The 19579-nt window shown below is 45.4% G+C and carries 15 protein-coding genes; 10 read left to right on the plus strand and 5 right to left on the minus strand.

Annotated features, from left to right (window positions below):
• Positions 1-550 precede the first annotated feature (550 nt).
• Positions 551-3805 (minus strand): protein kinase domain-containing protein, encoded by a 3255-nt coding sequence (locus ACLFWI_RS02265; RefSeq protein WP_446411553.1) that lies wholly within the window; start codon positions 3803-3805, stop codon positions 551-553.
• Positions 3806-3905: 100 nt separating this feature from the next.
• On the opposite strand from ACLFWI_RS02265, the gene ACLFWI_RS02270 reads away from it, so the two are divergent.
• Positions 3906-4028 (plus strand): PEP-CTERM sorting domain-containing protein, encoded by a 123-nt coding sequence (locus ACLFWI_RS02270; protein ID WP_446411581.1) that lies wholly within the window; start codon positions 3906-3908, stop codon positions 4026-4028.
• 10 nt (positions 4029-4038) lie between these two features.
• Positions 4039-4680, plus strand: a complete 642-nt coding sequence (locus tag ACLFWI_RS02275; protein WP_446411554.1) for a class I SAM-dependent methyltransferase — start codon at positions 4039-4041, stop codon at positions 4678-4680.
• 209 nt (positions 4681-4889) lie between these two features.
• On the opposite strand, the gene ACLFWI_RS02280 is transcribed toward ACLFWI_RS02275, so the two are convergent.
• Positions 4890-5234, minus strand: coding sequence for a hypothetical protein (locus ACLFWI_RS02280; RefSeq protein WP_006098037.1), 345 nt, complete (start codon positions 5232-5234; stop codon positions 4890-4892).
• 754 nt (positions 5235-5988) lie between these two features.
• Here ACLFWI_RS02280 and ACLFWI_RS02285 point away from each other — a divergent pair.
• Complete coding sequence (locus tag ACLFWI_RS02285; RefSeq protein WP_446411555.1) at positions 5989-6645, plus strand: HAD-IB family phosphatase; 657 nt, start codon at positions 5989-5991, stop codon at positions 6643-6645.
• Positions 6646-6887: 242 nt separating this feature from the next.
• Positions 6888-7079: a hypothetical protein gene (locus ACLFWI_RS02290; protein WP_446406963.1), complete on the plus strand. Its 192-nt coding sequence runs from the start codon at positions 6888-6890 to the stop codon at positions 7077-7079.
• 178 nt (positions 7080-7257) lie between these two features.
• Here ACLFWI_RS02290 and ACLFWI_RS02295 read toward each other — a convergent pair whose 3' ends face one another.
• Positions 7258-8604, minus strand: a complete 1347-nt coding sequence (locus ACLFWI_RS02295; RefSeq protein WP_446411556.1) for a glutaredoxin family protein — start codon at positions 8602-8604, stop codon at positions 7258-7260.
• A gap of 630 nt (positions 8605-9234) precedes the next feature.
• On the opposite strand from ACLFWI_RS02295, the gene ACLFWI_RS02300 reads away from it, so the two are divergent.
• A complete protein-coding gene (locus ACLFWI_RS02300; protein ID WP_446411557.1) occupies positions 9235-9426 on the plus strand; it encodes a hypothetical protein in 192 nt (63 codons plus the stop codon).
• A gap of 484 nt (positions 9427-9910) precedes the next feature.
• Here the strand turns inward: ACLFWI_RS02300 and ACLFWI_RS02305 are convergent, their stop codons facing one another.
• A complete protein-coding gene (locus ACLFWI_RS02305; protein ID WP_446411558.1) occupies positions 9911-10702 on the minus strand; it encodes an SDR family NAD(P)-dependent oxidoreductase in 792 nt (263 codons plus the stop codon).
• Positions 10703-10900: 198 nt separating this feature from the next.
• On the opposite strand from ACLFWI_RS02305, the gene ACLFWI_RS02310 reads away from it, so the two are divergent.
• The 5 genes from ACLFWI_RS02310 (at position 10901) to ACLFWI_RS02330 (ending at position 18591) form a co-directional block, all read left to right on the plus strand.
• Entirely contained in the window at positions 10901-12988 is a 2088-nt protein-coding gene (locus ACLFWI_RS02310; protein ID WP_446411559.1) for an acylase, read from the plus strand.
• A gap of 138 nt (positions 12989-13126) precedes the next feature.
• Positions 13127-14761 (plus strand): iron uptake porin, encoded by a 1635-nt coding sequence (locus ACLFWI_RS02315; protein ID WP_446411560.1) that lies wholly within the window; start codon positions 13127-13129, stop codon positions 14759-14761.
• A 461-nt stretch (positions 14762-15222) separates the two neighbouring features.
• Positions 15223-16557 carry a pentapeptide repeat-containing protein gene (locus tag ACLFWI_RS02320; RefSeq protein ID WP_446411561.1) on the plus strand — a complete coding sequence of 445 codons (1335 nt, stop codon included), beginning with the start codon at positions 15223-15225 and terminating at the stop codon, positions 16555-16557.
• Positions 16558-16584: 27 nt separating this feature from the next.
• On the plus strand, positions 16585-16737 hold the full coding sequence (locus ACLFWI_RS02325) for a hypothetical protein (RefSeq protein ID WP_446411562.1): 153 nt from the start codon (positions 16585-16587) through the stop codon (positions 16735-16737).
• 132 nt (positions 16738-16869) lie between these two features.
• Positions 16870-18591 carry a dipeptide ABC transporter ATP-binding protein gene (locus ACLFWI_RS02330; protein ID WP_446411563.1) on the plus strand — a complete coding sequence of 574 codons (1722 nt, stop codon included), beginning with the start codon at positions 16870-16872 and terminating at the stop codon, positions 18589-18591.
• Between the two features lie 93 nt (positions 18592-18684).
• Here the strand turns inward: ACLFWI_RS02330 and surE are convergent, their stop codons facing one another.
• Positions 18685-19362: a 5'/3'-nucleotidase SurE gene (surE, locus tag ACLFWI_RS02335; RefSeq protein ID WP_446411564.1), complete on the minus strand. Its 678-nt coding sequence runs from the start codon at positions 19360-19362 to the stop codon at positions 18685-18687.
• Positions 19363-19579: the final 217 nt, after the last annotated feature.

Raw genomic sequence — 19579 nt, forward strand, 5'->3', positions numbered from 1 at the left:
CTAACCCACCCTACATCGATTCCATCTGAGAATTATTGGTGGGTGGCGGTGGATACAACTCTTTGCGCTGTAATAAAGTATAGTAGATCAAAGTCCCCCTTTTTAAGGGGGATTTAGGGGGATCGACAATGTACCGCATAGCAGAGCAAACTGCTGTATCAATTTATCGGGTTGTTTCCTTAAGTTTAGGTTGTCGGTTGGATTGACGCAGGAAACCTAACAAAATTCAAGGTTTTAATGGTGCAAGGTGTACATTATTGGTGGGTTACGGCGGATATCCCATTATCGGATTATTTCCTGGATTTAATTCCGCCTAACCCACCCTACTCTATCCCCCCTAGCCACCCTTTCAAAAGGGGGGATAAACGGGGGAATAAAAGTGGGAAAATAAAGGAAACCATCACATAAAGATGCTTCTAATATTACATCTGAAACTTCCTTCTTGCTCCCCTCTCCCCTGGTGGGAGAGGGGCTGGGGGTGAGGGGATTTAAGTTGACACTAATAGCACGTCAGTGGAAGAGGGCGCACGTCGGTGCGCCCCTACGGGTATTACATTTTTCGCTCCATCTGAGCAAAATGTTCCAACAACAATCGGTGAATAAAAATATACCCCCCTCCTACCTTCTGTAAAAAAATCTGCTGCGTCGCATAATCCAGAAATCGCGCATAATTCCAGGGAATACACCCACTAAAATAAAGCACTAACCGTAACGTAAAATGCTGAATGCAAGCAATCCCCGCAGGTGAAAACAACCCAAACAGCAATCCAATCACCGCACCAAATAAAATCGGTAGTCCCACGATTTGCGCCAAACCTACCATAGCAACTACCCCAATTAAAGCAAAAATTAAGGTATTTTGTGCCGATTGCCATATCCCTTGATTGGGAACTGTACTTGTCTCAATTCCACCTCCCGTTAATCCACGCAATAAGACGAAAATTAATCCCGTTCCTATACCACTCAATCCATAAGTTAGCCCCTCAATTATCGCCTCCTGACTCGGCGCAATCAGCCAGAAAATGAGTCCACTGCTGAAACCAAATATTAATCCTACGGTTAACCCAATTCGCAACCCCGGTAATATATTTCGTTTTGCTTTTACCCATGACCATTTCAACGTTTCCACGGGTTCAATCTGATTCATAACTAACGCTACAATTAACCCCGCCATCAATCCGCCGCCGAGTCCCATAATTAATCCAGCCAATAGAGTAATTTCCCGCCAAAACATAAGCTCGACATTCAGCCCCCCACCTAACCCCATAATTAATCCCCCGATTAAGCCAACTCCTAGAGAATACAGCCATTTTTGCGCTTTATTGTCTAACCAACTCGGCTGCAATCGCTCAATTAAAAATACGGTTTCTGAGTTTTGATACATCCGTTTGGCTAACCAACTTAACCAGTTAATTACTTGCTCTTGACTATACTTCTCTTGACCCCGCCTGCGCTTAAACATCCGCTGAATGTACCGATCAAATAAATGCTTACGCCAGTCGTCTAAACCACTCCTTTGCGGTAACTCATCTAGGGATATTCCCTGATACGCCAGGGTAATAATACTTAACATTAATGGGGATTGGGCTAAGTCTTGTAGGGTGCTATCCGATCGCATAACTTGGCGCACTACTGTAAGTTGTGTCCCAGCGCTGTTCAGGTAGCGATCAATTTGGGCTAAAGTAAGCGGTTGTAGACAAATCGCGGCTTGTAAATTTAGACGCCGCTGTAGGGCTTGATAATCCCGAATCCGACTACAAACCACGAGTTCAGTTGTGCCATGTTCGCTACTAAATTGATTGATGGCGGTGACACAAGCCTCTCTTAACGTAATACTTACTTCATCTAACCCATCCAATAAGAGTAACAGTTCTCCCGAATCAATCCAGGTTTGACCAATATCTTTCGATACTTGATATTTGGTATGGAGTTCGTTGACTAACCAGTCAGCAATGGTTTGTTTACCTCCCGTCCAAGAGGATAAATTAAAAACCACAGGAATCGGGTGATTACTATCAACGTCTGCTTGATCCAATAGATCGCGAGTTAATTCTAAAAGCGTCGTGGTTTTGCCACTTCCCGGTTCCCCTAGAATTAAGAGCGATCGCCCCTCGCCCATCGCCAGAAACTTGTCACTGACTTTGATTCCCGGTAATAGGGTTTGCTGGAATTCCCCGGAACCCTCCCAAACCAACTCCCAAGGGCGTTCGACTAAATCGAGGCGTTCTTCTAAGCCTAGTTCAATTAAGACGCGACCATGTAATGAGGTTTCTAATACCCCTTTTATCCAATAGTTTCTGACTTTATTGAGTAATATGTGGCGAAACTGAACATCCTGGCGTGTCTGTTTCGGTTTGGGTTTAGACGGATAATTTGTGGGTGAATATGTTTTATTTTCTGACGATACAGGTTGAATTAAATAACTCGGTACGGGGTCAGTAATATTTTTTAACGACAAATCCCCTAAAAATGTGGTGGGTAACTGTAAATGATTTTTGACCAAATCATAAACGATCTGAGAAATACAAATCCCTCCCGGTTGTGCTTTCCCTTCTAAACGGGCAGCAATATTCACCCCATTGCCCATGACATCGCCTTCACTGACAAAGACATCGCCTAAGTGAATGCCAATCCGATGTAAAATAATGTCATTTTCTGATAAACTTTGGGCAGCTTTAGCCAAGGTTCGCTGAATTTCAATCGCACAATCCACCGCCAGAACCGCACTGGGAAAATACATTAATAAGCCATCCCCAGTAGACTTAATCGTCTGTCCAGAAAACTGCCGACATAATCGCCGCATTAACTCTAAATCCCGGTGAATTAAGTCTAGAGTATGTTCTTCATCCGCCGACATTCTGGCACTAAAACCCACACCATCGGTAAACGCGATCGCAGCGAGGGTGCGCTGAGTTTGAAGCTGAGACGGTAAGCTGTTTACAGTTCTTACAGGACGAGGTAAAGTATTCCTAGGTAAGGGGATTGTCGCACTAGAAGGCAAGGCGGCGATCGCGTCTAACACCTCCCTCACAGTTTCATAGCGATCGCGGATATCTTGACACACCATTTTCTCTAAAATGTCATGAAAACGTGAGGGTTCGGCTAACTGTTCCCGCCAAATCACCTCACCCGTTTTCGGATTCGCTGGTAAATGATGGGGTAATACCCCCGTCAAGGCTTGAATTCCTAGCATTCCCACCGCATGAATATCGCTACTAAAACGCGGTTTTCCCGCACATTGTTCTGGCGGCATATAACCGGGCGTACCAATGGCAATTGTCACTTCTGTTGGGGAACTTGTTGCCGTACTCACCTGTTTAACCGTGCCAAAGTCAATTAAAATAATCTTGCCATCCGCTGCCCGTCGAATTAAATTAGAGGGTTTAATATCCCGATGAATAACCTGGTGTTGATGAACAAAGTTTAAGATTTCTAAGATATCCCAGACTAACCGGATCGCCTGCATCTTATCCAATCGATGTCTAGGTGATAACTCGTGACGTAAATCATCCCCTTGAATATGTTCTTGAACTAAATAAAATTGCTGATTATCTTCAAAATGGGCTAAAAGCTGGGGAATTTGGTCATGATTCCCCAACTGATACAGAACCCGTGCCTCGGTATCAAACAGGCGGCGAGACGCCTCTAACACAGACGGATTCGCCACCTGCGGCTTCAGTTGCTTAACCACACAATCAGGATGTCCGGGTAAATCGCGATCGCGTGCCAGGTAGGTTTCGCCAAACCCCCCACGCCCCAAAGGTTGGATAATTTCATAACGCCCACGCAGTCGTGTCCCAATCATAAGATTTGTGTAGACTCTCAGCAGGTTTTGTTAACGGCACAAGTGATATAATTTTGCCATAGCCCCTCGAAAAAGCACGTTCCGTCTCAATCGTAACGCCCTGAATACAGTCCCTGTTCCTGAACCGATTAGTCTCGCGGCGCTGGGACTTGTAGGATTGGGTGCATTAACCCATGCTTGTTGGGTTTCGTTCCTCAACCCAACCGACAAAGACGACAAATGACAAATGACAAATGACAAATCTCTGGACATCGGCTGACCATGCGCTATCTTATTTACAACGATCTGATAACCTCCCCCATCGGACAGAAGGTGAAGCCGTTGTCTTAGAAGAAGTTCCTAAAACAGCCAAACGTATCCTCGATTTAGGCACTGGAGACGGACGCCTATTGGCACTGCTGAAAATTGACCGCCCCCATGTCGAAAGTATCGCGATCGATTTTTCACCCACGATGCTTAACGCGGCTAAACATCGGTTTGCTGGGGATGAGACGGTAAAAATCATAACCCATGATTTAGATCATCCCTTGCCAGAGTTAGGTATATTTGACGCGATCGTGTCTAGCTTTGCGATTCATCACCTAAGTCATGAACGCAAGTATTCCCTCTATGCTGAACTCTTCAACATACTAGAACCCGGTGGTATTTTTTGTAACTTAGAACACGTTGCCTCTCCCACACCAGCACTCCATGAACATTTCCGCGCTTGTATGGGAATTGCTGACAAACCCGATGATCCCTCGAATAAATTATTGGATGTAGAAACTCAACTGAAATGGCTACGAGAAATTGGTTATACTGATGTCGATTGTTACTGGAAATGGCTGGAACTGGCGCTTCTGATTGGTAGAAAACCGAATACAACAGAAAAGTAGAGACGCGCCATGGCGCGTCTCTACACTCTTCGCTTCGCTTGTCGGACATGGTGTGTAGGGGCGGGTTTTATCAATACCGTTCAGGAAAAAACCCCTACCTTAACTAAACCCGCCCTTGCTGAAGGTTAAATGTCAGGTGAACTCCTCTATCTTCCTCATCTTCTGCATCTCCCCTATCTCCCTCATCAACTGTGAAAAGTTAGAAGCATTTACTGATTCCACACTTCATCAATAGGCGGTGGTTCAGGGGGTAGGGGGCGTGATGAAAGAGGCTTTTCGTTCGTCTCCGAGGACTGATTTAAAGCGTGCATCGGATTGTTACCCCGGATAGTCCCCACCCAATTATTTTGATTTTGGGGTGTCACTGTAGATAAGGCATTGCCTCGATCCAGCAAATAACTTAGATGATGTAACCCTTCACACAACCGATGTAAATGGGCGCAACGATACTCCGCCGCTTGCCAATCTCCAGCTTCTAAGGCTTCAGCGTATCCGCGCTGTAAAGCTCTAATGAGTCTGAGTTGGGTTTCAATGATGGGATAGTTTAGAGTCATTCCTTTAGCTTATGTTCACAATTGTACTTGGTACATACCCCCTGATGTGCTAATCGCTTTGGACTAGGTTTCTATACTGATCGCGGTTCTTACTCGTTATGATGAAATACACCACTTTATCCCTCATCCCTTATCTCTCATGCTTTTCCTGTGAGTGGATTGTACCTCATCGAATCGCGAACCGCTATATCCTGACTCAATCATAACCTAATAACTATTGGTCATATCAATGATTTGATTCAATTTATCTTATTGCTCAAACATCGTAATTTGATATATTTCACCTGTTGCAGGGAAAATAGAGATTTCTGTCAATGAGTTATTGTACTTATTAAGAGCATTGAGCTGTTGTCATACTCATGACGCATCAAGCCAGCTACGCTCTGGATTTCTTACCCATGAAGATAAATCTATTAAGTTATCGCTAAGTTTAATAACTCTAAGATATAAATCAATTAGAGAATAATAATGCCATCAAAAATACTCTAGCTTGACCTGGATACGAGCGAGGTTTAGGACTATCACAAACGAGGAACATCGACTTCTGAGGGCTTCTGTTTAACTTCGATCTATTCCATCGTTCAGAACTTTATGGGTTGTAGCCGGATGATTTTTATCGATTCATCTAAAAATTACAAACTATCTGATCTATTCTTTGCTGAGAGAGATTTAATGCGGCATAATAAAGCAAGTGGGATGGCTAATAATATACCATCTTTATCAATGTTAAACCTAACCTAACCTCTGATCTCGAATGCAGCGAGTTGTCTTTTGTGACTTCGATGGTACGATTACGGCAGTAGAAACCTTTGCCGGGATGTTAAAGGATTTTGCGCCTGAGTTATCTGCCCAAGTGATGCCCGAACTCTACGCCAAACGGCTAACGCTACGGGAAGGTGTACGCCGCGTCCTAGAATCAATTCCGTCCTCTCGATATCCAGATATCCTCACCTATAGCCAATCTAAACCGATTCGTCCAGGTTTAGTGGAATTACTCGATTTTCTAGACGATCGCGGCGTACCGTTTGTGGTGGTTTCCGGGGGATTGCGCGGTATGGTGGAGACGGTGTTGGGTCGAGAAAAGCGGGGAGGAACGTCGCTGCTAGAACGAGTGGCGGCTGTTTATGCCGTTGATGTGGATACCAGTGGTGACTGTCTCCAGCCCTTGTCCGAGTTTGAGGGGGATAGCGAATTAGTTGCCAAAGTTCAGGTGATGGCACAACACCCAGCAGACGAACAGATTGCGATCGGGGATTCGGTGACGGATTTTAACATGGCATTGCACGCCTCTGTCGTCTTCGCCCGCGATCGCCTCAGCCAATATCTGGATGAACGTCAAAAGCCTTACTTACCCTGGAATGACTTTTTTGAGGTGCGTCAACAGCTATCCCAGCTTTGGGGAAAAACCTGAAGCATAAGTAGGGCTGTAGGGGCGGGTTTTACCGATAACATTTTGGCACTGTCCCGATAACTTGACTAAACCCGCCCTTCTCAGGAAATAGAGGGAGAGAAGGTTCAGTCTCAAAATGTAAAGTTTTGTAAAATAAAGTTTTGCCAAAACTTTATTGAAAAGCCTGTTCAGCTTCATCGAATTAAAAAAATAACATTTGTATGATGAAATAGTTTACTTAAAAACGTACAAGTGCGATTTGCATGATGACTTATCAACAAAACGATCGCGTAAAAATCATCAAGGGATCTCTCAAAGGTCATACAGGAAAAATTGCCTCTTGTAGCCATGAAGGTAGCTATTTTATTGCCAGAGACTTGACGAATCAAACAAACGATATGTCCAACCTATACGGACCCCTGCTGGGCGACGAAATTTCACCCTTAGCCGATTAAATTGGCGTCACTCAGACAAAAGAAAACAGGGGGAGAAGAAAAAATTCCCCCTTTAAGCTGTTGTGCATTTAAATTGGGCATTAGTCCATAGAGAACTAACGCCTCCGTGAAAGGTCGTGCGACTAACCTGTAAACTCTCCACCCCTACCATTGCTGAAAATCAGAGAAATCAGTGTGATTAGCCAAGGGTTAATAACTCAGGTTTAAACATCATCGCCAAACCAAAGAACAGCATAAAGAGTCCTCCAACCAGTTTCAGCACTCTCCCTTGGTTTTCAGTAAGTCGAGTGGACTTAAACGAATAGATAAAGTTGCCTAAAATAGCCAACAGCGGAATAATGTAAATCACGGCATACAACGCTGTCCACGAGATATGACACAAGCCAATTGTATCGGAGCAGTACTGTAACAGCGCCGTCATGTAAACCGCAGGCAGAATCGCTGTACAACCCAGTTCGACAATATTGACAAAGACGGCTAATAGAACCGTCCCAGCTAATGCAGTGAGAAACATCTGGCGATCGCCTTGAGCATTTCTCAGGTTTCTGACAATTTTTCCGGCTCGTTTATGTATCGTTGACTGTTGTTTTTCTGAGAGGGATAGGGAGATAGATTTTTTGAACCAAAAATAATCCTTGATATTGATCAGACCCGCCCCGGTAATCAGAATTCCCAGAATCAGCATAAATAGAGTGCCATAGTTTTCCAGGAAGACTGAACCTGCCAAGACCATCAGCATGATAAAGATAAAATACATCACCGCTGACGTGATAATAAAAGTTGTCCCCACCAAGGTCATATCCTTGCGGCTGCGGGTATAGGTGAGTAACGACAGCAGAATGACTAAAACCGTGAATGCACAGGGGTTAAAGCCATCGGCAAGGGCAATGGTAGAGACAAATAGGGGGAAGGGCAGCCCTTGGGCAAAGGTTTTAATTACAGCATCAGGGGTGAGGGCAAGAAACACAAATAGACTGATGATCGTTATTGCCAGTAACCCGCCAATCCAATAGCGTTTACCTTGTCGTTTTTCAAGCTGGTTTTTCAAAAACGGATAACTACACAGATACCAGAACGGGATTAAAAAGACCTGCCACGGGGGGCTGGTCTGTTGCTGAGTCGTTTGATCAGTTGTGGGTAAATTGATTGGAGATCCGACTGCCGTTTCTATCGCCGCAATAATTTGGTTTTTGTAGCCGATATAAGCTTGATGAACCGAATTGTATTCCAAGGGTCCTTCGGCTTCACTATAGCCAATGAACATTTTGTCCTCAATCACCGTTCTGGGAACAGCGCCGGACGAAATGCCTCGGGCTTCTCGGAATTCCTGCCATTGGCTGGGATTGTCGTTAACCTCAACCTGCGTAACGTCAACGTTTTGATTGTGTTGATCGATATAAGTCATTAACGGCTTTTGCTCAAGGCAATGGGGGCAGGTTTTGGTGTGAAAAAAATAGACATTGACGACATCATCACTAGCCTGGGCAACGGACTGAAGGGAAGTCACGAATACCAGACCAACCATAATGATAAAGGACAGGAGCAGTCTGCGGTAAGATTTAACCATCATTTTTTAGCATCCTTTTTACATGAGGAGAAATTTAGGAGACGATACTTCTACTGTAAATCCATCACCGGGCGAGGATCTGCCCTGAGAAAAAAGACGTAATAGTTCTATCTTGACAGGATGGGCATGACGCTTTAATTGTCCTTGTTCCCCTGCTCTCGATCAGGCAAATGGCACGCTCCTGCTAGGCTGGTGGGCAATGCCCACCCTAGGATATATCAAGGGTTTTGGCGCTCCCCAAATGCAAGCTTTTCGGTGCCATTGATCCCAAAGCGGTATTTCCTACAGGGGATCAACGGTGTATACCCAATCCAATAAAGTCACCCCTAGGCATGAACTTGGGTACATTTTCCTCGGAACCTTCTGCCCTCTACCATCCACTCTATGGCTTATCCGATGGTTGCCCATCCTTCAGACCCCAGCAATACCAAAGGTTTCCAGAGTTCTGTGTTATGGTAAGGGATGGCAAACTTGAAAGATTTCTAAAATCTGTCGAAAGATCGTCGCTGATGGTGTAAAACATTTGTCAAAATACTGTATAAGTAAGAAAAGCTAATTTTTGAACAAATGTGAAACGGAGGGATCACAATGGTTTACAAGCAAAATGAACTCGTGCAAATCACCAAAGGCTCTTTAAAAGGTCAAACGGGAAAAATCGCGGCTTCCAGTCATGATGGAATCTACTTTATCCAAGGAAACTGGAATAGTCACGAAACGGGTGCTTCCAATCTGTACGGACCCCTGTTAGGAGACGAAATTACATCAGTGGCGAACTATTAAGCCTCAACTGCTCCTATAGCAGCAGAGGAGTGACGAATTGGTCATAATTCCTTGATTACCTCGATTGATCTAAACGTTTTCAGACCCCTCGACTTATACAGACAACTGAAAGGGTGCAGCCTAAACCGGGTTGCACCTTTGTCATATTGAGTTTTTTATGTTTTGTCCCATCAGGCATAATCACATTTTCTAGGTTCGCCCCTTTTTGGTAGCTGGAGCAGATGCGATCGCGAATTAGTCTGATGCTGAGAATAACCTAGAACACCAGTCGGTGTAATCAAATCCCCCCTAATGGTAACATTCCCCACCTATACCTAAGGGCGGGTTTTGCCCTTCAGTTATCGGTGGGTAAGCTAACTTTAGTACTTAAACCCGCCCCTACAATTGACTTTGTACAGATGTGCCATGGCACGTCTGTATATGACCGCTAACTGTAGTTACACCGACCGACGGACGCTCTAGGTGTCATGCCACTACAATTTAATTATGCCTTTTGAGGACGAAACTGTTGCTCGACAATCTGCACCAGGGTTTTCCTGGGCAAGAATCGGGGCAGATTAACGATAAAATTATTCTGCCACCGCCCTGCCACTACCGTACAATCATCAGTGTCTAGAACCTGGAGAATTTCCTGAACCACTACCTCCGGGGAATCGGTTTGTTGCTGTTTTAAACTATCAGGAGCATATTGGGCAAAATTCGCCGTGGTGAAAAAGTTCGTTTCCGTTGGTCCAGGACAAGCTGCCAGAATTTTAACACCCCTGTGCTGATTTTCTGCCCAAAGCGCCTCACTGAAACTAAGAACAAAGGCTTTAGTTGCTGAATAGATTGATAGATACGGGAGCGGTTGAAACCCAGCAATTGAGGAGAGGTTAATAATACTTCCAGAACCTCGTTGTTGCATCTGGGGGAGAAAGTGATGAGTCAAGTCTACCAACGCCAGGATATTAAGCTGAATCATCTCTAGCTGTTTACGCCGAGACGTCTGACTAAAGACACCGTAGTCGCCAAACCCAGCATTATTAATCAGTAAATCGATGGAAATATTTTTCTGATTGACTATTTCAAAGACGTTCGGGGCGGCATCAGGTGCGGTAAGATCTTGGGGAATAAACTCAACTTGAATCCCATAGGTGGCTTGTAAAGCTTGGGCAAGTTGCTGTAGTTTGTCTTGGGAACGAGCCACAAGAACTAAATCGGTTTGCCGTTTAGCGAGTTCCTGAGCAAATGTAGCCCCCAGTCCTGCCGACGCTCCAGTAATTAAAGCAGTGGACATTAATGTTCTATTCTTTTTAGAGATGTTTTGGTTACCATTCTTAACCTAATGTCTAGTTTAACGCATTGCCACTAAAATGGTGCATCAAAGAAGGAACTCAGCCACAATGAATATTTTATAATTAATTGTGGTTAATTAAACAAATAAAGTCTATAATTTATAGTTGGACAAAAATATCGATGTTTATTTTAATTGAGAATGTCCCGATTGAACAAAAGATTTTCAGTTTTGATCGTAGTATTGCTGACGGTGATTTTTACTGTAGCCTGGGGAATTTACCGTCCAGTTACTGGAGACGATCGCACAGAGATTCTTTGGGATACCTGGGGCGTTCCGCATATTTACGGCAATAATACAGAGAATCTATTCCAGGCGTTTGGCTGGGCGCAAGCGGCGAGTCATGGCAATCTTATTCTCAGGTTATATGGACAGGCACGGGGTAAGGCAGCCGAGTATTGGGGACAAGATTATGTGGACTCGGATAAGTATGTCCGCACTATGGGGATTCCCGCCAGGGCGCAGGAATGGTACGAGGCGCAAGATGTAACGATGCGGCGTTATCTGGATAGCTTTGCGGCGGGGATTAATCGGTATGCCTCCGAACATGATCACCAAATTGACAATAAAGTCAAGGTGGTGTTGCCCGTGGATGGGGTGGATGTGTTGGCACATCTGCAACGGGTGACTCATTTTAACTTTGTGGTGAATCCCCAGCGCTGGGAATCGTTGAAATCGGGGGATTCCCAAGCTGGTTCTAATGGATGGGCGATCGCACCGTCTCATTCAGCGAGTGGGAATGCGATGCTACTGGCGAATCCGCACTTACCCTGGTCAGATTTTTACCTGTGGTACGAAAGCCAGTTAACCGCCCCAGGGATTGATGCTTATGGGGCGGCGTTGGTGGGAATGCCCATGTTATCCATTGGGTTTAATGATCAGTTGGGTTGGACAGCCACAGTTAATACTCATCGGGGTTGGACAGCTTATGAACTTACTTTGGCGGATGGGGGGTATGAGTTTGATGGGCAAGTTCGCCCCTTTGCAACCGAAACCCAAACCCTAAAGGTAAAGCAGGAAAATGGGACATTAGCGGAACAGGAATTGGTGATTCGGCGGTCGATTCATGGTCCTGTGGTTACGCAGCAGGAGGGGAATGCGATCGCGTTGCGGGTGGTGGGGTTAGACCAACCTCAGTTAATGGCACAATTGTGGGATATGGTGCGATCGCGTAACCGCCAAGACTTTGAGACAGCCGTCGCCCGTTTGCAACTGCCCATGTTTACCATTCTGTATGCCGACCGAGACGGGCATATTTTACATATATTTAATGGTCAAGTGCCAGTGCGTTCTCAGGGAGATTGGCACTATTGGCAGGGTGTGGTTCCTGGCGATACCTCTGAAACCTTATGGACAAGGTATCATCCCTATCAAGATTTACCTCGCATCCTTGACCCAGAAACGGGTTGGTTACAAAATGCCAACGATCCACCCTGGACGACTACATTCCCCCAAGCCATTAATCCTGATGATTATCCGCCCTACATGGCACCCCAATCGATGAATTTTCGCGCCCAGCGATCGGCAAAAATGTTGATGGGGGAGAATTCAATTAGTTTTGAGGAGATGATTGCCCGGAAATTCTCCTCGCGTCTAGAATTGGCAGATCGGATACTCGATGACTTAATCACCGCAACGCGACAGTCAGGGGATGAGTTAGCCAATGAAGCCGCGAATGTTTTAGCCAACTGGGATCGACAGGCAAATGCAGACAGTCGAGGAACGGTTTTGTTTGCCACTTGGGTACAATTAATGCCCAATACGAATCAGTTTGCCACAGGTTGGAATCCCCAATCGCCTCTGACTACCCCTGATAGTTTGGCAGATCCGGTGGCGGCGGTGGAGGTTTTAGCAGAAGCCGCTGCTAGGGTTAAAGCCGGGTATGGCAGGTTAGATGTCCCTTGGGGTGAGAGGGCGCGATTAAAGTATGGGGACGTGGATTTACCCGGAAGTGGTGCTTCTGGGCAGTTGGGCAGTTTCCAGGTGATTGATTTTGCACCGATGAATGAGACAGGGTTGCAATCAGTAGCTGGGGATAGTTATATTGCCGCGATCGAGTTTTCTGATCCGATTAAGGCAAGGGTACTCACTGTTTATGGCAATGCGACACAACCGGGTTCTAGGCATATTGGGGATCAGTTACCCTTGTATGCCCGAAAGGAATTGCGATCGGTTTGGCGGACTCGTCAGGACATTGAGGCAAATTTGGAATCGCGGACGGTGTTTTGAAAGAAAAAACTTCGATTATTTAGGGGTGAGGGTGAGGGTGAGTAGGGGCTTGGTTACCAAGCCCGTACATTTTTATTATGGGTGATGGATCCGGACATCATATTAAGTATTCAACCGGACATAAGGAGAAACCGAAAAATGGATCAAATTTTGCCGAAACTGCTGTGGATGAGTCCAGCGATCGCGTTTTGGGTAGTGGGGGCTGGAACTGTTACGGCACAAGAGGTTGAGGTGCAAGGGTGTGGAGGTGCGGGAGAGTTTTGTGGTTTAGGGGAAACCTTAGCGAGTCAAGAAACAGTAGGGAATGAGTCGAGTGATCCGGCTGAGAACCGTTTAGACCCAATTAATCAGTACGGAGATAATAATAGCTTAGGTCAAGTGACGAATGTTTCCCAGTTGCGGGATGTACAGCCCAGTGATTGGGCATATACCGCCTTGCGATCGCTAATTGAACGATATGGCATACTCACAGGGTATCCTGATCGTACATTCCGGGGCAATCGGTCAATGACTCGCTACGAATTTGCCGCCGGATTACGTCAAGCTTTAGATCAAATCCAATCCTTAATTGCTAGGGGAGGCGATGTTCCTTCCACAGACTTAGCCACACTAGAACAGTTAACCAATGAATTTGTTTTAGAAATATCCCTGCTACGGGGTGATGTAGACGCCTTAACCGCCCGAACTAGAGAACTGGAACTGACCCAATTTTCGACAACAACTCAACTGGATGGAGAAGTGATTATTGGCGCGGCGGGGATTGTTTCTGAGGATGATACTGTTACCACATTTGGACATCGTACCCGCTTAAATTTAGACACGAGTTTCACGGGTCAAGATTTACTGCGAACCCGACTGCAAGCAGAAGGTTTAGGGCGTCTGGAACGTCGCACAGGTACACCGGAAGGGGAATTATCTTTTACTGGGGCTAGGGATAGTGACTTAGAGATTGATGCTTTATTGTACCGTTTCCCGATTGGGAATCAGACGCAAGTCGTCATCGCGGCGAATGCTGGGGCGGCGGATGACTTTACGGATACAATTAACCCTTACCTGGATGGGGATGGCGCGAGTGGGGCGGTATCTCGCTTTGCTACTCGTGCGCCGATTTATTATTTAGTTAGTGGGGCGGGTGTCGGGGTAAGACACGCAGTAAATGATCACTTAGAAGTCAGCTTAGGCTATTTAGCTGGGAATGGCGGAAATCCGGAACCCGGTAACGGCTTATTTGATGGGGCTTATGGCGCATTAGCCCAAGTCAAATTTGAGATTCGCGATCGCGCCACGATTGGCTTGACTTATGTTAATGCGTATAACCAAGACTGGCAAGTCGGTAGTCAAGACACTAATTTAGTCAATCAATTAGATTTGCCCGTCGTTACCAATTCCGTTAACCTCGCCGCTTCCGTACAACTTAATCCCCGATTTGTGGTTGGAGGATGGGCGGGTTATACCAAAGCCAATGTTATTAACGAAGGGGATGCTAATTTGTGGTATTGGGCGCTAACATTAGCCTTACCCGATTTCGGCAAAACTGGCAATCTCGGCGGATTTATTATCGGGATGGAACCAAAAGTTACCGGGAGCGATGGTTTGAATAATTTAGGCATTGATGATCCGAGTACCTCCCTACATCTAGAAGCATTCTACCAGTATAAGTTAACGGATAATATTACAATTACACCAGGGATAATTTGGCTAACTGCACCGGATCATAATAGCGATAACGATGATACACTTATTGGCACAATACGAACCACATTGCAATTTTAAAGTGACGGGATTGTTGTCGTGCGCCCTAATCCAGGTATGTTGAAAATTGTATAAATCGTAGGGTGGGTTAGGCGGAATTGAATTCAGGCGATAATTATTTAATCAACTATCCAACCTAACCCACCGATATTCAGGTGGGGAATGGCAAGCTACGTTTATGTAAGGGGTTGAGGGCTATTTACAGAACTTAATATAGGCAGGTTTATGGCTATCGACCTAATTATTGGAGCCAAAGCGCCATTGAATAAAGGGCGGGTTTTGTTGTTCAGTTATCGGTAACCAGCCCAATTGAGTCCCTAAACCCGCCCCGACAATGGATTAATAAATTCTGATAATTAAAGGCGCGATCGCACTAACCCGTATAACTCGTAGCCCCTGATGAGGTGGAAGGATTGATACAATACAATTTAAGATTGCTATAGTAAATACCTATCTACACTAACTATTCTATGCGTTTATCCATGATTAAAACCCTCCCTTTAGCCACCCGCTTTACAACTATTGCTCTAGTTATCCTGCTATGTCTTAGCAATTCCGTGCAAGCCGCCAAGGATCAAGATGTAGAAAAGCTCTTAGATGAAGGAGAATGTCCGACTTGTAATCTGCGGGGAGTGCGTTTGAGGAAGCGGAATCTCAGGGGGTTCAATATTGAAGGCGCTAACTTAGTTGAAGCCGATTTAAGAGAAGCTGACTTACGGGAAGCCCGACTTTCTGGGGCAAATTTAGAGGATGCAGATCTCCGGAATGCTAGACTCGCTAACGCTAATTTATTTCGTGCCAAGCTTCTTAAAGTTAATCTACAAGAGGCGAATTTAGAAGACGCTAATCTCCAGAATGCTAATTTACAATTTGCAGATTTGCGGAAAGCAAACCTGATGAATGCTTCATTACAGAATGCTAATTTGACTCGCACCAATTTACAGGAAACCGATTTAAGACGGGCTAAATTAGCCAATGCATCTCTAGAAGGAGCCAATCTCGGTGACGCTAATTTAGAAGGAACCTCATTAAGAGGGGTAAACCTCAAAGGCGCTAACTTAGAAAATGCCAAGTTATTTCGCACCGATTTAAGAGGAACCCAATTTAATAGTCAAACGGTTATGAATGACAAATGGTTATTCGTTTGGGAGTTGGTTAATCAAGGAATTGCCGGACAAGCGTTAGCAGGGGCGGATTTGTCAGGTGCGAATTTAGAAGGATTGAATCTAGAAAACGCCAATTTAGAAAATGCCAATTTAGCTGAAGCGTATTTATTTATTGTCAACTTACGAGGGGCTAATCTGCAAGGTACTCAGTTGACCAATACTGAATTGCGCTATGCTGACCTGAGTAATGCAGATTTAACCAATGCCAACTTAAGAAATGCCGAACTTGGAAATGTTAATTTAGCCGGAGCTAATCTAGAAAATGCTAACCTGAGAACTGCCAAAATCAATGAAGAGACTACCCTTGACCCCAAATGGCGTTTGGTTTGGGAAATTGTGAATCAAGGGGCTGAGGAACGTGAACTACGGGGTGCTAATTTATTTAATACTAATTTAAACGGAGCCAATTTCCGCAATGTAAATCTGAGTGGTGCTAGCCTGTACAATTCTAACCTGCAAAACACGAACTTTGAGCAAGCAACCTTATTTCAAGCCGATTTGATTAATGCTAATTTAGCGGGGGCGAATTTGCAGAAGGCAAATCTACAAGAGGCGAATCTCAGGGGGGCTAATCTAGAGGGGGCTAATCTTAACCAAGCGAACCTCTGTAACGCTATTCTGCCCGATGGAACACAACAATCTTGTGAATAAGTGAGGGGGGAGTCGATATAAGTTGTCATGCCTTTAAAGTGGGTATTAGTATTAAGTGGGTATTTGCCAAAGGTTTTAAACTTTGTTGGCTATTTGCAGCAGGAATTACGCCAGGAAACCATGGCGTTAGAGATTGATGTAAAAATGATATTATTACAGATGGCACCGTCATACCCGTAGGGTGGGTTAGGCGGTAAGTTCAATTATCGGTGGGGAGGGCAGGTTTTGTTGTTCAATTATCGGTGGGGATGGCGGGTTTTGTTGTTCAATTATCGGTAGGTATCAAAATGAAACGGCTAAACCCGCCCCTACATGCTTATGACTTTATTTTGTATTGATAATTTACACATTGCCTATCCAACTAATCCGGGATATTGGGCAGTGAATAATGTCTCATTTACCCTGAATCCTGGAGAACGATTGGGATTGGTGGGAGAGTCGGGGTGTGGTAAATCCACTCTGGGACGCGCGGCGATGCGGTTATTACCAAAAGCCACAAAAATTGAAGGACAAATTAAATTTAAAGGACAGTCTATTTTTGAGTTAAACCCCACTCAACTGCGCCAGTTTCGCGGGGAAGTAGTGGCGCTGGTATTTCAAGATCCGATGACACGCCTTGATCCGTTGATGACAATTGGCGATCATTGTCTGGAAACCTTACAAGCCCATCAACCTCAGTTATCGCGTTGTGAGTGTAAGCAAAAGGCAATTGAAACCCTAGAAGCGGTGAAGATTCCGGCTAACCGTTGGTCCCAGTATCCCCATGAATTTAGTGGCGGAATGCGGCAACGAGTCGCGATCGCACTCGCCCTTTTACTCAATCCTAAGATGATTGTCGCGGATGAGCCAACCACAAGTCTAGATGTCACCGTCTCTGCCCAAATCTTACAGGAATTGACACGACTGTGCCAAGAACGGGAGATGGCGCTGTTGTTAATTTCCCACGACTTGGCAATGGTAGGGGAATATTGCGATCGCGTGGCGGTGATGTATGGGGGCAAAATGGTGGAAATGGGGGCAGTTGAGGACATTTTACACCACCCTGAGCATGAGTATACGCGATCGCTCCTGCAAGCGGCGCTGCTGATGCAAACGGTGAATGATGGGGAACAGGGAACGCACAGAGGCGGATTTGTAGGGGCGGGTTTTACCGATAACGATAGCAAAAAAACCGATAACCTAACTAAACCCGCCCTGATGGAGAAACAGAGGGAGAACAATCAACAGACACCCATTCTCCGAGTGCAACAGTTAAAGCAGTATTTCACCTTAGAACAAAATTTTATTGCCCAATTATTGTCCCGCGAACCTCAACTGATCAAAGCGGTGGATGAGGTTAGTTTTGACCTGTATCCGGGTCAAGTTTTGGGATTAGTGGGAGAATCAGGATGTGGAAAAAGTACACTATCGCGCACCATTTTGCAACTGATTCCGCCCACCTCTGGTACTGTTGAATTTCAAGGCATAAATTTAACCCAACTGAACCGGAAATCCCTGCGGGATATGCGGCGACATATTCAAATGATTTTTCAAGATCCGTTGGCTTGTTTGAATCCTTTGATGACAGTAGGTGATAGTATTGCTGATCCTCTATTTATCCACCACCTAGCGAAACCTACAGAAGCGAAACATCAGGTGATGGAAATGCTGGAACGGGTGGGATTAACGCCTCCAGAGGACTATTATTATCGTTATCCGAGGGACTTATCTGGAGGACAACAGCAACGAGTCGCGATCGCGCGGGCGTTGATTACTCACCCCAGTTTGATTATCTGTGATGAACCCGTGAGTATGTTAGATGCAACTGTCCAGACGCAGGTACTAGAATTAATGCGATCGCTAAAACAGGAGTTTGAGTTAACCTATTTATTTATTACCCATGATCTCTGGGTAGCGCGGTTTTTCTGTGATGCGATCGCGGTGATGAATCGGGGTGAGATTGTGGAAATGGCAGAAACCGAAACGTTGTTTACCAATCCCCAGCATCCTTATACCCAAACCCTCTTACAAGCCGCACCCTTATTGACAGTGTAGGGGCGGGTTTCACTACTATCGTTTCGGTTACACCCAGATATAACTAAACCCGCCCCGATGCAGGTTGCTAGATTTCCCGTGAAAATTGGGAATTCAAAGTGACAGGAGAGTCACGGCGATACTACCGCCAAAACAAATATCAACATCTGTACCTGGGGCGCGATCGCGTTTAGCATATTCGCCTTTATAGTAATAGTGATCCCCCTCTATAACATAGTTAACGGGTAAGGGCTGAATACTCGGTTTACAGAATACGATATCGGGTTCTGGAGAACCGGGTTCTAGGTGAGGTAAATTCACATTCCAAAACGTACCTGGAGGAGTGGGACGTTGAAATAACTCCCCTAACACCCTGGTTGTCCAACGGCTAGCCACTTGCCAATCAATCACCAACGGGCGTTTAATCCAGTGGGAAATCGCCATCCCCGGAATTCCCAAAATTGCCGCTTCCCGCACCGCCGCGACTGTACCGGAAATATGGATATCTACCCCCAGATTACCGCCTGCATTAATCCCAGAGAGTACCCATTGGGGATTTTGCACCAGTTGACTCAGGGCGAGACGGGTGCAATCGACGGGCGTACCGGCTACCGCGTAGGCAAATTCTGAACGCTGTTGGACATGGATCGGCTGATGCGTGGTAACTTGATGACTACAACCGGATAAATGGGTTTGAGGCGCGACGATGACGCCTTTACCCTTAACCGCTTGCTGGAGTGCTTGAATCCCTGGAGCATCTATTCCATCATCATTGGTGAGAATTAAAGTCATCTTAGGCGCAACTGATAACACCAATGTTCTAGCATAGCGGCAAATCGTTGATTGTTGATTGTTGATTGTTGATTGTTGATGGCTGATAAAACTGTGGCTGGTATATTTCTATCGTTGAGACAAAATAAATTAATAACCTGTAATGGCGTGGCACAACTAAAATAGGGCTGTGTTTGTAGTAAGCACAAAGCGTGCTATAATGCCTAGCTGGAGAGGG

Origin of the sequence: Coleofasciculus sp. (assembly GCF_046539235.1) — a bacterium.
Classification (GTDB): domain Bacteria; phylum Cyanobacteriota; class Cyanobacteriia; order Cyanobacteriales; family Coleofasciculaceae; genus Coleofasciculus.